The organism is Oscillospiraceae bacterium, assembly GCA_025757985.1.
Taxonomy (GTDB): domain Bacteria; phylum Bacillota; class Clostridia; order Oscillospirales; family Ruminococcaceae; genus Gemmiger.
The window spans coordinates 1,153,174-1,166,519 of record CP107210.1; the positions used below are offsets into that span (position 1 = coordinate 1,153,174).

Consider the following 13,346-nt stretch of genomic DNA (forward strand, 5'->3'; position numbering starts at 1 on the left):
TTCGCCTTTTTATGTTATAGCGTCCGGATCACTCTACAGAGATCATGTAGTAGTAGACCGGCTGGCCGCCGCTGATGTGGCTGACCTCAATGTTGCCGCCGCACTTGGCGCGCACCAGATCGGTCGTCTTTTCGGCGTCCTCGTCACTGACATCACAGCCGGAAATGACCGTGATGAACTGGGTGTCCTTCTTCTTCATGGCGCGGGCCAGACGGTAGGTCGTCTTGGCCAGATCGGTGCCGGTGGCCACGATCTTGCCGTTCTCCAGCGCCATCAGCTCACCCTTGCGGATGGGCTTGCCGTCAAACTCGCTGTCGCGCGCGGCGTAGGTGATCAGACCGGTGTTGACATGGTCGGCCGCCTGCATCATGGCAACAGCGTTCTCCTCCGGCTTCAGGTCGGGGTCAAAGTTCAGCATGGCCGTCATGCCCTGGGGCACGGTGCGGGTGGGCAGCACGATGACCTTGCGGTCGGCCAGCTTCTGGGCCTGCTCAGAGGCCATGATGATGTTCTTGTTGTTGGGCAGCACCAGCACCGTCTTGGCAGGTACACTCTGGATCGCGGCCAGAATGTCCTCGGTGGAGGGGTTCATCGTCTGACCGCCGCTGACAACGGCATCCACGCCCAGATCGCCGAACACAGCCTTCAGGCCCTCGCCGGCGGCCACGGCCACAAAGCCGTACTCGCGCTCGGGGTCAACGGCAGCGTAGGTGAACTCGCTCGTCTGGTTCTCCTCGGCCTCGGCCTGCTTCTCCAGACCCTTGGCCTGCTTCTGGCGGGCGAGGAACTGCTCATGCATGTTCTCGATCTTGAAGTTCGTCAGGTAGCCGTACTTGATGGCCTCGCTCAGCATCATGCCGGGGTCGGAGGTGTGGACATGGCAGTTGGCCACATCATCGTCCTCGATCACGACAACGGAATCGCCGTTGGACTCCAAAAACGCGCGCAGACGGGCAACGCTGGCACCCTCGTCCTTGTGCAGCAGGAACTGGGTGCAGTAGCCGTTCTTGATGTCCTCGACCTTCATCAGGTCATCGGCAAAGACGCCCTTGCCGGCGGCCTCGCTGGAGACCTTGGGCTTGGCGGCGACCTCGGCACCGGCGATGATCTCGCCGCCGTCGAATACCTGCTTCATGCCCTCAAAGATCAGCATGATGCCCTGACCGCCGGCGTCCACCACACCGGCCTTTTTCAGCACGGGCAGCAGGTTGGGGGTATCGTCCAGCGCAGCCTGACCGGCCTGCAGGGTGGCGTCCCACATGGCGGGAACCTCCATGCCGGTGCATTCGGCAGCCTTCTCGGCTGCCAAGCGGGAGACGGTCAGAATGGTGCCCTCGGTGGGCTTCATGACGGCCTTGTAGGCGGCCTCGACACCCTGCTGCAGCGCGGCGGCAAGGTCGGCGGCGGAGGCCTCGGTCTTATCCTTCAGCGCCTTGGAGAAGCCGCGGAACAAAAGGCTTGTGATAACGCCGGAGTTGCCGCGTGCGCCGCGCAGCATGGCGGAGGCAGCGGTCTTGCTGGCTTCGGCCACGGTGCAGCTGTCGGGCATGGCCTCCAGCTCGGCGCGGGCTGCGCCGATGGTCATGCTCATGTTCGTGCCGGTATCACCGTCCGGCACGGGGAAAACATTCAGCTCATCCACGCGGGTGCGCTGGTTGGCAATATTGTTGGCGCCGGAAAGGATGGCGTCACGCAGGGTCTGGCCAGTAATCATGGTTTCGTTACACCTCATATTTTCTGGGTAAAAACAGTCTTAGTCGGCAATGACATCGTCCACATAGACATCAATGCGGGCGACCTTTAAGCCGGTGGCAAGTTCAACTTCGTCTTTGACGCGGTGGGTAATGCTCTGGGTGATGGTCGAAATATTCAGGCCGAACCCGACCTTGATGTGCAGGGCGATGACCAGCTTGCCGCCCTCCTGCGTGACGGTGACACCCTTCGGCGGCAGACTGCCGGTGCGCAGGGCGCTGCGTACAACGCTTTCGGCCGGGGCCTGACCCATGGCGGCAATGCCGTAGCACTGCTTGGCGGCCTGCTCCACCAAGCCGGAGAAGTAGTCGTTCGTCAGGGAGATATGTCCATAGGGATTGACCTTGGTGATCATCTGCGATCCTCCTTTACAGGGTTAGCTGCGGCTAAGGCCGTAGCTGCACGATATGAATCATTAGCTATTATACACCTTTTTTCTCCGCTTGAACAGAGATTTCAGAGAAATTTATTTTGTGGCGCGGATTTAACATTCCATTCACAAAGTTTACAGACAAAGCGTATATACTGGTTACAGAAGTATGACAACATTGCCAAAGGAGTGCAGTTTAAAGCATGAACCTTTTATTCTTTTTGACACCCAAGCAGGATGTCTTGTACATTTACGAGGATTTCACCCTGCGCCAGACACTTGAAAAATGGTCAAACCAGCGCTATGCCACCATCCCGGTGCTGAAACGCAACGGCGAATATGTGGGCAGCATCACCGAGGGGGATATCCTCTGGGCGATGAAAAATCTGCACGGGCTGGATCTGGAGGCCAGCGAGGATGTGCCGATCTCAAGCTTTCCCCGCCGCCGCGACTATAAGCCCGTGACGGTCACGACCGATATGGCGACCCTGCTCAAGGCGGCCATCGACCAGAACTTTGTGCCGGTGGTGGATGACCGCAATGTGTTTATCGGCATGGTGCGCCGTACCGTGCTGCTGCGGGAGCTGTACGACAAATATACGACCCTGCCGCCCGACAAGCGGTTCCAAAGCAGTCACCCGCCGATGTAAGGGCTTGCAATCCGCCGCGCGTTGCGGTATAATCAGCACAACGGACAGAGAAGTCACGCAAGGGCTTCTCTGTTTTATTTTTTACAGTGAGGTGTGGGTAGAAGAATGAAACAGCCTTTGATTGGGATCGTGCCGCTGGTGGATGAGGCGCGCGAGAGTTACTGGATGCTGCCCGGCTATATGCAGGGCGTGGAGCAGGCGGGCGGCGTGCCCATTATGCTGCCGCTGACGGCTGATGCCGCCGCACTGCGGCAGCTGGCCGATACCTGCGATGGCTTTTTGCTGACGGGCGGGCAGGATGTTTCCCCTGCCCTGTACGGCGCCGCGCCGACGCCGCAGTGCGGCGAGACCTGCCCTGCGCGCGATGCGATGGAAGCACGGCTGCTTGACCTTGCGCTGGCGGCGGACAAGCCCGTGCTGGGCATCTGCCGCGGCATTCAGTTTTTGAATGTCCATCTTGGCGGTACACTGTATCAGGACCTGCCCGCTGAGCACCCTTCGGCGGCAAACCACCACCAGACGCCGCCCTACGATGCGCCGGTACACAGTGTGACGCTGACGGCCGGCAGCCCGCTTTGGGTACTTTTGGGCAAGGATACGCTGGCTGTGAACAGCCTGCATCATCAGGCCATAAAAACGATTGCGCCGGGGCTGGCGGCTATGGCTGTCTCGGAGGATGGACTGACGGAGGCCGTATGCCTGCCTGATAAAAGGTTCGTCTGGGCTGTGCAGTGGCACCCCGAATTTTCGTACCGTGTGAATGGGGACAGCCGAAAGATTTTTAAGGCGTTTGTGGGTGCGTGTTAAGGCAATACCGCATAATTCTAAGTGCCGATACGGCGAGCGAGGTGCGGCAGATGCTAAGCCAAAAGCGCAGATAATACTTTGTGTATTATCGAGCATTTTGGCAACGCAGATGCTGTACCGCAGCCGCCGGAGCGGTGCTTAAGCCGTCAGGCGGGAATTGTGCGGTGTTGCCTTAAAGGAAAAGCCTTCCCCCAAGGGGGAAGGTGGTGCGGCGCGCCGGATGAGGGGCAAGTTTGCCATTATTATCCATAAATGGGTTGTCGTGGGAAGGCTGCCCCTCATCAGTCACCTTCGGTGACAGCTTCCCCAAAGGGGGAAGCCAAAAAAATCCCTTCTGTGGTGTCACACCACAGAAGGGATTTTCTTTTATTTTGCTTTTTCAGCAGCTTTTTTTGCTTTTCGCTTTTTACGCTTGCGGGCGATGAACAAAATCACCAGTAGCAGTGCGGCTGCGGCACCGCAGGCGGCCGCGAGCAGGGGCACCTTGCTTGCGGGGGCCTGCACGGCGGCAAACGCCGTGGTGCCCGCAGGTGCGGTGCAGGTCAGGTAGCTGCCGTCCACACTCGTCTCGGCCTGCTGCCAGCCTGCATTGGTCTTGACCCACAGCACAGTGTTGTCGGTTGTCTCGGGCGGCATGTAGCGCAGGGTGTGGCCCGTGTCGGCGGGCAGCTCCAGCCCCCAGGCCTCGACCAGAGTGCCGAGGGTCTGGGGCGCATCATCGATCTCATGAAGCATCAGCTCATCGGTCGTATCAAAGCTGCCCTCCACCAGAACGATGGAGCGGCCGCTGCGCTTCTCCTGACTCTGGCGCACAGTGTTCATGCTGTTGTACTCGGCATGGATCGTGGTGTCAAAGGTCATGTTGGTCAGGTCCACATCCTCCCAGCTGCCGTACTGGCCCTCATGATGGGGCACCGGCGGGAGCTGGTCGGTCGGGAAATCGCTGCCGTAGGGAATGTAATACTGCTGCACCAGAGAGTCGTCCTCGGTCACAAAGCGGATGCAGAGGCTTGAGAAATCGCTGGGCAGGTTCTCCTGCGCGGCAAATTTCTCATAGGGCAGCGGCTCGGCAATGCCCTTGTAGCTTACGCTGTCGATGCCGGCGGTGCCCGTATCCACAAAGGTGTTGCCGGTCACGCTGCCGTCCAGCGGGTCGTTTACGATACCGGCGATCGCGCCGATCTGCTCGCTGCCGCTCTCGATCATGACCATGGCGCGGCAGTTTTCGATGGTGGCGCCGCTGCCGGCAATGCCGCCCACCTGCTTGGAGCCGGACAGTCGACACTTGGCGTAGCTGTCGCGGATGACGGATTTGCTCACACCGGCCACGCCGCCCACGCCGGTGGCGTCCTCGGCGTCCAGCGTGCCGAAGCCGCGGCAGTCGATGACAGAACCCATCTCGGCATCGCCGACAATGCCGCCGGCGCGCTGCTTTTTGGCGCTGACGGTGCCGTAGTTGGTGCAGTCGCGCGCCACAACACGGGTCTTGAAGGTAAAGTTCAGCGACTCGCTGCCGGCGATGGTGTAGTCGTCCTCGGGGTCGAGGTCATTCTCGCGGGCCATTGCGCCGGTGATGCCGCCCGCATTGATGTCGGCGTAGACAGAGCCGCTGTTGATGCAGTTGGAGACCTTGGCCTCGACATCGCTGTCGGTGTCCTCATCGGAGATGTCGTCCACGAGGTCGTCTGCATCCCGGTTGACATTCTCGCTGGCACCGGACAGCGTCTGGCCGATCTTGTTGATCTGGTTGGAGATGGCGCGGACATCGTTGATCAGCGCTTGAGAATTGCCGCTGGCGCTTGTATTGAGGCTGCTGACAATATCGCCGATGCCGGTCAGGTTGCTGCTCAGGTCGTTTTTGCTGGCCGTGATCGCGTCACGGTTGGTCAGCTCGACCTTGGGAATCTTAACATCCACAGAATCGGGGATGGCATCGCTGATGCCGTCCACCAGATCCTTGGCGATGTCTTTGTTTTCCGGCTCCTCTACAATGTAGCCGGTATCCGCCTGATTCTGATCCGGCGTGGGCATGGGGCCGACGATCGGATCGCTGTCATCCGCGGCAGTGCCGGGATCGGGCTGGCTGTGGGCCTCACGCGCAGTGTCCGACTCTGCCTGCTCGGCGGGGGTATCCTCTGCAGCGGGCTGGTTGGTCTGCTCTGCGGGGGCGTCCTCCGTCACGGCAGGCTGCTCGGCCGGGGCGGTGTCGGCGGACTCCTCCGGCGCAGCCGCAGTCGTTTCCTCCTCCGAGCTGCTGCCGGTGAGGTCACCGATGGAGTAGCCGGGGTCGATGATCGCACCGTCCGGCTGCTTAGTCGCATTGGGGTCGCTTGCATCGCCGGTGGTGTCCTTCAGATTCTGCTTGAACTGGGTCAGATCGGTCTTGACGGTCTGGGAGCTGATGGAGAGGCCATCCGCCGCCTGCTTGAGCAGATTCTCGATGGCGCTGCGGGAGCTGGTGACGCTGTTCTGCAGATTGTGCAGCTGGTTGGACAGGTCACTGCTGGCGGCGCTTGCGTCATCGCAGGCGCGATCAACCAGTGTCTGCAGGGTGGTCATCTCCTCGCTCAGCTCCTGCAGGGTATCCTTGGTGTACTGCAGGGTGCTGCTGGGCTCCATCTGGCCCACGATGCCGCCGCTCTCCTTGCGGGCGTAGACGGTGCCGTAGTTGACGCAGCCCTCGATGTAGCCGGTCTGGCTGCCTGCGATACCGCCGACATTGTAGCCCATGTGCTGGTAGCCAACGGTGCCGCGGTTCATGCAGGCGCGGATCACGCCGCTGGACTGGCCTGCGATGCCGCCGATGTCGGTGATGTCGGCGGCGTTCTCGGTGCCGATCAGGTCGCCTAGGGTCAGCTCCGACAGGTCAATGTCGTTCTGCTCCACCGTGGTGTTGACGCTGGCCGCATTGGTGGAGTTGGCGATGATGCCGTGGTTCTGCCCGGCAAGGCCGCCGATGAAGTGGGCGCCGTAGACGCTGCCGGTGGTGGTGCAGCTCTCGATCACGCCGGTGGCAAGGTTATTGCCGGCGATGCCGCCCACGATGGACGCGCCGGAGGACACGCCCTCAAAGCGGCAGTTGTGCAGCGTGCCGGCGTTGCTGCCCGCAAGGCCGCCCACGGTGGTGCGGCTGCCGGTGGGCATGGCGCGGCCGCGCACGACAAGGTCGCGGACATTAGCCTCTTTTTGGACATAGCGGAAGAAGCCGATGACCGAGCCGTCATCCACAAGGCTCAGGCCGGAGATCACATGGCCCTGCCCCTCAAAAACGCCGCTGAAGGATGGGATGCCGGTAAAGCCGCTGCCGGTCACCTCAAGGTCGGTGTCCAGCACAACGGTGCGGTTCTCGCTCCAGCTGTCCAGACGGCAGTAGTCGGCCAGCTGCAAAAGCTCGTCCACCGTACCGATGTGGTAGGTCTCCTTGGCCTCCGGCTCGGTATCGCTCTCCCCCTCCGCAAAGACGGGCAGGGCGAGGCTCAGCGTCAGGCAGAGGGCAAGCAGCGCAGCCCAAAGGCGGCGCGTTAAATCAGAAGTGTGGTTCATTCGGCGTCGCCTCCTTTCGCGGTGTCGTTGGTCGTGTCGGGGTTATCCGCAGTTTCGCGGACATTCTCCTCCGACAGGTACATGTCAGGCTTTTCAACCGTGAGCTCGGTGCCGGTGGCAATGCTGGCGTTGAACTGGCCGTGCAGCACACCCTTGATCTCGGCATCCACAACGCCGTTGATGTAGCCGCGGACGCGGCCGTTGACATGCATTGTGCCGCTGGCGGTGCGAGTGATGCCGCCGACGCCCTTCATCTCAAAGCTGGTGCGCTCGATGATCGTATCGCCGAGGATCAGGATCTGCGGCAGCACAAAGAGGACCAGAAGGATCGAAACGATGGTGCCGCGTCCCAGACAGGTGCCGATGGCAGAGATAACGGGGTTCGTGGTCAGGACGCTGATCAGGATACCGGCGGATGCCAGAATAGAGCCGGAGGTGAAGATCGTCGGGAAGGACTCGTTCAGCGCGGCGACCATGGCCTCCTTCGGGCGCATGACCTTCTTCAGGTCGGTGTAGTGGCTCGAGATAACGATGGCGTAGTCGATATTTGCGCCCATCTGGATCGAGTTGACGATCAGGTAGCCGAGGAAGTACAGCGGGGTGTGCTGCAGATACGGCACCGAGAAGTTGATCCAGATACTGCCCTGAATGACGATGATGAGCAGCACCGGCAGACCGGCAGACTTGAAGGTGAACAACAGGACCAGAATAACGAACAGCGCAGACAGCACACTGATGAGCAGGTTATCCTCACCGAAAGAGCTGGACAGGTCCATGGCGCTGGTGGTGTTGCCGACAACATAGAACGAATCCTTGTCGTAGTATTTGCCGATGATGTCGTGCATCCGGTTGACAAAGGCAAAGGTCTCGTCAGTCTCCTCGGGCAGGTTCAGATAGACGACCATACGGCTGTAGCTGTCGCTCTGCAGCTGCTTCTGGGCCTCGTCCAGCTGGTCAAACAAATCGTCCAGTGTGTCCTGCACATCGCCGGAAAGCGTGATGTTTCCGTCATGCATCTCCTGCTCCAAAAAGCGGAACATATCATAAAGCGGCACGCGGTAATCGTCCAGACCGTTGATGATCTCGCCGTACTCGTCATGATCGACAGCGTAGGCACCGTACAGCGCCTTGGCAACCTCATAGTCCAGATCAGCCAGCTCGGCCAGCTGGCGCGGGGTCAGCGCATCGGTCAGCACATAGCCGTCCATCGCCTCGATGTTGGCAAGGCCCATCGTGGATTTGACCTCGGCGCAGCTGTCCAGTTCGTCAAGGATCGCACCCTCGGCCTCATAGTTGCCGGCAGGCACAATGACGGCGACCATGTTGCTGGAGCCGAACTCGTTTTTGATCTTCTGGTAGGCGATCTGGCGCTCGTTCTGCTTTGCTGTGACCAGATCGGTGAAGGTGTAGCAGTAAGGGCAGAGGTTGGCAAAGACGGCTGCCGCAATGATGACAACGCCGAAGATCGGCGGAATGACAAAGCGGGTCTTGATGTCGAATTTGCCGACCGCCGTGATCTTGGGAATGAGGTTCTTGTGGCGGGTCTTGTCGATGAGCTTGCTGAACAGGACCAGCAGGCCGGGCATCAGCGTGAAAACGCAGAGCATACTGAACAGGATGGCCTTGATCAGCACCGTGGCAAGGTCGCGGCCGATGCCGAAGTGCATGAAGGCCAGCGCGGCCAGACCGCTGATGGTTGTCAGCGAGGAGGAGGAGATCTCGGGGATCGCCTTGGAGAGGGCTGCAATACAGGCCTCGCGGGTGGGCAGCGTCTCATGCTCATCGCTGAAGCGGTGGCAGAGGATAATGGCGTAGTCGATGGCCAGCGCCAGCTGCAGGATGACGGTGACCGAGTTGGAGATGAAGCTGATGGTGCCGCACAGGAAGTTGGTGCCCATGTTCAGCAAGGCGGCGGCGCCGAAAGTCATGATCAGAACCGGGACCTCGGCGTAGGAGCGGGAGGTCAGTGTCAGCACGACAACAATGATGACGGCGGCGATGATGACGATGACCAGCATCTCGCTCTGCAGATCGGCCGAGGAATCGTAGCCGACCTCCGAGTAGATCGAGGTATCGTAGCTGCCCTCCAGCTTGTCACGGATCTGCTGCAGGGCGTTCTCGGCGCGCTCGTCCCCTACCTCAGCATCAAAGCTGACGGAAAAGAGGGCTGAGGCATCCTTGTAATGATCCTTGGTGTCATCAAATTCGACCGTGGAGACACCCTCAATGTCCTCGATCTGCGCCTGCAGGTCAAGTGCGGTGTCGTAGGTGATGTTTGAGACCATGACATTGGCTGTGCCGTAGGTGACGAAGTTGTCGTTCATGACGGTCAGGCCCTGGCGGGTCTCGGTGGTGTCCGGCAGGTAGGTCGTGATGTCATTCTCAACCTTGACCCAGCCGGAGGCAATGACACTGAAGATCAGCGCAAATATGTATAACAGAAAGAACAGGTTGCGTTTATCAACGATAAACGCAGCGAGCTCTTCCATGCCGCCGCCTTTTGCCTTTTCATTCTCCAAGGGTATACAGCCTCACTTTCCCATTATAGATACTAAAAGGATACTACAATATTATACGAAATGCAAGCCAGAGAGAACACGGTCAAAACTGTGGGAATGTACAAAGAAACGATGAAGCTTTTGTTAAGGTGTACAAACAAAAGAGCCTTCCCCCACAGGGGGAAGGCTTTCAGACGAACGACTGCGGCGCAAAACAAAAAGTACCGTGCGGTACAAACCACACGGTACTTGAAAAGCTATTGGGTAAGCTAAATTACTTCAGCTCAACCTTAGCGCCGACCTCAGCCAGCTTCTTCTGGATGTCCTCAGCGTCAGCCTTGGAAGCCTGCTCCTTCAGCTTGGCGTTCGGGGTCTCGACCAGCTTCTTGGCCTCCATCAGGGAAGCACCGGTCAGCTCCTTAACGGTCTTGATGACCTGCATCTTGTTAGCGCCAACGTCAGCCAGGATGACGTCGAACTCGGTCTTCTCCTCCTCAGCGGGAGCAGCAGCGCCGCCGGCAGCGGGAGCAGCAGCAGCAACAGCAGAAACGCCGAACTCCTCGCAGATGGTGTCAACGAGCTCTTTCAGCTCCAGAACAGTCATAGTCTTGACAGACTCGACAATGGCAGTGATCTTCTCAGAAGCCATGGTAGTTACCTCCATAAATTTTATAGTTTTAAGCGGCGCGGTTTGTATTCAAAGAGCGCTGCGCCGGTGCGCTCAACCTGCTTGACCTGAAATCAGGCAGCAGTCTCGTCCTGCTTGTCGACGATACCCTGCAGGGCAACAGCCAAACCACCAACGATACCGTTGAGGGAGCCAGCCAGCATAGAGAGCAGGCCTTCGCGGTTGGGCATGGTGGACAGGCTCTTGACACCTGCAGCATCCATGACAACACCATCGCAGAAGCCACCCTTGACGACAAAGCGCTTGGACTTGTCGGCGTCAGCAAACTTGCACAGGATGCGAGCAGCAGCAGCCGGATCCTCAGCAGACAGAGCGATAGCCGTGTCACCCTTGAAGCAGTCGGTCAGAGCCTCGTACTGGGTGCCCTTGACGGCCAGACGCAGCATGGTGTTCTTGACGACCATGTAATGGACGCCAGCCTCACGCAGCTCCTTACGCAGCTTGGTGTCGTCAGCCACGCTGATGCCGTTGTAAGCAACAACAACACCGGCCAGAGAAGAAACGATCTTCTCGTTCAGGTCCTTAACAAGAGCCTTCTTGGCTTCCAGAATCTTTGCACTGGGCATTTGAAATTCACCTCATTCCACTTACAGATTGGTTTCGGTAAGCGGCTTTTTTGTGATGTACAGAAAAAAGCCCCTTCCCGTCGCCGGGAAAGGGCCTGAAAGCATTGCATTCAAACGCACGTTTCTCGGCAGGTGGGATATTCTCCCGTTATGCCTTGCGGCACCTGCTGTCTCAAAAACAGCTTAATTAGTATAGCACGAAAGCGTGCGTTTGTCAATAGAAAAAGCGGAATTCTCTATTTAATTCATTGCCCATGTTCATGGGCGACCAATAGCGGAACGCCGCTTCGCGTCGTTTAATTGAGCGCGCATATGCGCAACGCGCTCAATTAAACACCATACTTATTGGTAGCAACGCGGACGCCGGGGCCCATGGTGGTGGCAACGGTAGCGCTCTTGAAGTACTGGCCCTTGGCAGCGGCGGGCTTAGCCTTGGCGATGGCCTCGAGGACGGTGTCCAGGTTGGTCATCAGCTTCTCGGCGCCGAAAGAGGCCTTGCCGATGGGCACATGGATGATGTTCTGCTTGTCCAGACGGTACTCGATCTTACCGGCCTTGGCATCGGTGACGGCCTTGCCGACATCGGGGGTAACAGTGCCGGCCTTCGGGTTGGGCATCAGACCACGGGGGCCCAGAACCTTACCGAGACGGCCGACGCGGCCCATCATGTCGGGGGTGGTAACCAGAACGTCGAAGTCGAGGTAGCCGCCGGCGATCTTGGCGATCAGATCATCATCGCCGACCTCCTGAGCGCCTGCAGCCTCAGCGGCCTTGGCAGCGTCGCCCTTGGCGATTGCGATAACGCGGACATTCTTGCCGGTGCCGTTGGGCAGAACAACAGCGCCGCGGACCTGCTGGTCAGCGTGGCGGCTGTCAACGCCCAGACGGACATGCAGCTCAACGGTCTCGTCGAACTTAGCGGTAGCGGTCTTGCAGCACAGCTCCAGAGCTTCGCTGGGATCGTAAGTCTTGTTGTTCTCGATCAGCTTCGCAGCGTCGATATACTTCTTGCCGTGTTTCATTGCGTATTACCCTCCTATTCAGCCCTCAACGGTAACGCCCATGCTGCGGGCGGTGCCCTTGATCATGCTGACAGCGGCTTCCAGAGAAGCAGCGTTCAGGTCGGGCATCTTGGTCTTGGCGATCTCCTCGGCCTGTGCCAGCGTGATGGAGCCAACCTTGTTCTTGTTGGGTACGCCGGAAGCAGTGTCGATGCCGGCAGCCTTCTTGATCAGAACGGGCGCCGGAGGAGTCTTGGTGATGAAGGAGAAGGAGCGGTCAGCGTAAACCGTGATGACGACGGGGATGATCATGCCCATCTGGTTCTTGGTACGCTCGTTGAACTCCTTGGTGAACGCCATGATGTTGACGCCCTTCTGACCCAGAGCAGGACCAACAGGGGGAGCCGGAGTTGCCTTGCCGGCGGGGATTTGCAGCTTGATGTAGCCAGTGATTTTCTGTGCCATAATACTTGCACCTCCAAATTTTGTGGTGAGTTGCGGCCTGCGGTGCAGACCTCCCACGGGCGTGCGACCTCCGCACACCCTATAAAAACCGTACCCCGGGGTGTTCCCCGTTCGCGGCCTTTACCGGAAACTGGGTGTTCTGAAAAATCAGAACAGCTTGACCTGATGCAGCTCCAGCTCTGCCGGAAGCTCGCGGCCAAACATGGTGATCTTCACGCGCACCTTGCGCGCAGGAATGTCGATCTCCTCGACCGTGCCGACAGAGCCTTCCATCGGGCCGGCCGTGATCTCGACAGTATCACCGACCTTGTACTCGACCTCAAGGTCAACGGTGGTTTCGACGCCCATCTTGGCAACCTCTGCCTCGGTCAGGGGCTCGGGCTTGGACTCCGGGCCGACAAAGCCGGTGCAGCCGCGCGTGTTGCGCACGATGTACCAGGTGTTGTCGTTCATGACCATTTTGACAAAGACATAACCGGGATAGAGCTTCGACTGAACCTCTTTCTCGCCGGTCTTGTTGCCGTGCTTGTCAAAAACTTCTTCCATGCGGGTCTCGGTCGGAACCTTTACATCGCAGATCAGATCCTGCAGATGGCGGTTCTCCACCATCGTCATAAGATCCGTAGCGACCTTGTTCTCGTAGCCGGAATAGGTATGTGCTACATACCAGTTTGCTTGCTCAGCCATGGTCTTTGCCTCCGCTCAACGCGCTCAGGCGCCGATCAACAGGTGGATGGCGCCGCCAAAGATGAGATCCAGCAGGATCAGCACGACAGCTGCGACTGCCACGACCACGATAACGGTGATCGTATTGGTCTTGATGTCGCTCTTGCTGGGCCACACGACCTTTTTCAGCTCGCTCTTCGTATCTTTGAAATACTTGCCGATCCCTTTGAAAAAGTTCTTGACTTTACCGAAGAAGGAAACCTTCTTCGCGCCGTCGTTCTTTTTGGGCTTGTCGCTTTGAGTCTGGGCGGCAGCGGTGGCTGCTTTTTTATCTGCCATC

At 58.9% G+C, this 13,346-nt stretch carries 12 protein-coding genes and 1 other annotated feature; of the genes, 2 read left to right on the top strand and 10 right to left on the bottom strand.

Annotated features, from left to right (window positions below):
• Positions 1 to 28 precede the first annotated feature (28 nt).
• Complete coding sequence (locus OGM67_05840; GenBank protein UYJ36197.1) at positions 29 to 1,714, bottom strand: DAK2 domain-containing protein; 1,686 nt, start codon at positions 1,712 to 1,714, stop codon at positions 29 to 31.
• A 39-nt stretch (positions 1,715 to 1,753) separates the two neighbouring features.
• On the bottom strand, positions 1,754 to 2,107 hold the full coding sequence (locus OGM67_05845) for an Asp23/Gls24 family envelope stress response protein (protein ID UYJ35830.1): 354 nt from the start codon (positions 2,105 to 2,107) through the stop codon (positions 1,754 to 1,756).
• Positions 2,108 to 2,325: 218 nt separating this feature from the next.
• On the opposite strand from OGM67_05845, the gene OGM67_05850 reads away from it, so the two are divergent.
• The gene (locus tag OGM67_05850; protein UYJ35831.1) at positions 2,326 to 2,772 is read left to right on the top strand and encodes a CBS domain-containing protein; all 447 of its coding nucleotides are present in this window, start codon (positions 2,326 to 2,328) and stop codon (positions 2,770 to 2,772) included.
• 105 nt (positions 2,773 to 2,877) lie between these two features.
• Complete coding sequence (locus tag OGM67_05855) at positions 2,878 to 3,579, top strand: gamma-glutamyl-gamma-aminobutyrate hydrolase family protein (GenBank protein ID UYJ35832.1); 702 nt, start codon at positions 2,878 to 2,880, stop codon at positions 3,577 to 3,579.
• A gap of 366 nt (positions 3,580 to 3,945) precedes the next feature.
• Here OGM67_05855 and OGM67_05860 read toward each other — a convergent pair whose 3' ends face one another.
• The 8 genes from OGM67_05860 to secE all read right to left on the bottom strand — a co-directional run bounded on the left by OGM67_05860 (position 3,946) and on the right by secE (position 13,345).
• Complete coding sequence (locus OGM67_05860; GenBank protein UYJ35833.1) at positions 3,946 to 7,122, bottom strand: hypothetical protein; 3,177 nt, start codon at positions 7,120 to 7,122, stop codon at positions 3,946 to 3,948.
• A complete protein-coding gene (locus tag OGM67_05865; GenBank protein ID UYJ35834.1) occupies positions 7,119 to 9,611 on the bottom strand; it encodes an MMPL family transporter in 2,493 nt (830 codons plus the stop codon). Before OGM67_05865 ends, OGM67_05860 begins: the two co-directional genes overlap by 4 nt.
• 283 nt (positions 9,612 to 9,894) lie before the next feature.
• Complete coding sequence (gene rplL / locus OGM67_05870) at positions 9,895 to 10,269, bottom strand: 50S ribosomal protein L7/L12 (protein ID UYJ35835.1); 375 nt, start codon at positions 10,267 to 10,269, stop codon at positions 9,895 to 9,897.
• Between the two features lie 92 nt (positions 10,270 to 10,361).
• Positions 10,362 to 10,874, bottom strand: a complete 513-nt coding sequence (rplJ, locus tag OGM67_05875) for a 50S ribosomal protein L10 (protein UYJ35836.1) — start codon at positions 10,872 to 10,874, stop codon at positions 10,362 to 10,364.
• 55 nt (positions 10,875 to 10,929) lie between these two features.
• Positions 10,930 to 11,069 (bottom strand) — a sequence feature (ribosomal protein L10 leader region).
• A gap of 134 nt (positions 11,070 to 11,203) precedes the next feature.
• Positions 11,204 to 11,896 carry a 50S ribosomal protein L1 gene (gene rplA, locus OGM67_05880; GenBank protein ID UYJ35837.1) on the bottom strand — a complete coding sequence of 231 codons (693 nt, stop codon included), beginning with the start codon at positions 11,894 to 11,896 and terminating at the stop codon, positions 11,204 to 11,206.
• A gap of 18 nt (positions 11,897 to 11,914) precedes the next feature.
• Positions 11,915 to 12,340: a 50S ribosomal protein L11 gene (gene rplK, locus OGM67_05885; GenBank protein ID UYJ35838.1), complete on the bottom strand. Its 426-nt coding sequence runs from the start codon at positions 12,338 to 12,340 to the stop codon at positions 11,915 to 11,917.
• 147 nt (positions 12,341 to 12,487) lie between these two features.
• Complete coding sequence (gene nusG, locus OGM67_05890; GenBank protein UYJ35839.1) at positions 12,488 to 13,027, bottom strand: transcription termination/antitermination protein NusG; 540 nt, start codon at positions 13,025 to 13,027, stop codon at positions 12,488 to 12,490.
• A 24-nt stretch (positions 13,028 to 13,051) separates the two neighbouring features.
• Entirely contained in the window at positions 13,052 to 13,345 is a 294-nt protein-coding gene (gene secE / locus OGM67_05895; protein ID UYJ35840.1) for a preprotein translocase subunit SecE, read from the bottom strand.
• Position 13,346: the final 1 nt, after the last annotated feature.

What these genes read in the sequence shown, in the direction of transcription:
- secE (UYJ35840.1), bottom strand. Translation starts at nt 13,345, where the DNA reads ATGGCAGATAAAAAAGCAGCCACCGCTGCCGCCCAGACTCAAAGCGAC.
- OGM67_05845 (UYJ35830.1), bottom strand. Translation starts at nt 2,107, where the DNA reads ATGATCACCAAGGTCAATCCCTATGGACATATCTCCCTGACGAACGAC.
- OGM67_05855 (UYJ35832.1), top strand. Translation starts at nt 2,878, where the DNA reads ATGAAACAGCCTTTGATTGGGATCGTGCCGCTGGTGGATGAGGCGCGC.
- nusG (UYJ35839.1), bottom strand. Translation starts at nt 13,027, where the DNA reads ATGGCTGAGCAAGCAAACTGGTATGTAGCACATACCTATTCCGGCTAC.
- rplK (UYJ35838.1), bottom strand. Translation starts at nt 12,340, where the DNA reads ATGGCACAGAAAATCACTGGCTACATCAAGCTGCAAATCCCCGCCGGC.
- rplA (UYJ35837.1), bottom strand. Translation starts at nt 11,896, where the DNA reads ATGAAACACGGCAAGAAGTATATCGACGCTGCGAAGCTGATCGAGAAC.
- rplL (UYJ35835.1), bottom strand. Translation starts at nt 10,269, where the DNA reads ATGGCTTCTGAGAAGATCACTGCCATTGTCGAGTCTGTCAAGACTATG.
- OGM67_05860 (UYJ35833.1), bottom strand. Translation starts at nt 7,122, where the DNA reads ATGAACCACACTTCTGATTTAACGCGCCGCCTTTGGGCTGCGCTGCTT.
- rplJ (UYJ35836.1), bottom strand. Translation starts at nt 10,874, where the DNA reads ATGCCCAGTGCAAAGATTCTGGAAGCCAAGAAGGCTCTTGTTAAGGAC.
- OGM67_05865 (UYJ35834.1), bottom strand. Translation starts at nt 9,611, where the DNA reads ATGGAAGAGCTCGCTGCGTTTATCGTTGATAAACGCAACCTGTTCTTT.
- OGM67_05840 (UYJ36197.1), bottom strand. Translation starts at nt 1,714, where the DNA reads ATGATTACTGGCCAGACCCTGCGTGACGCCATCCTTTCCGGCGCCAAC.
- OGM67_05850 (UYJ35831.1), top strand. Translation starts at nt 2,326, where the DNA reads ATGAACCTTTTATTCTTTTTGACACCCAAGCAGGATGTCTTGTACATT.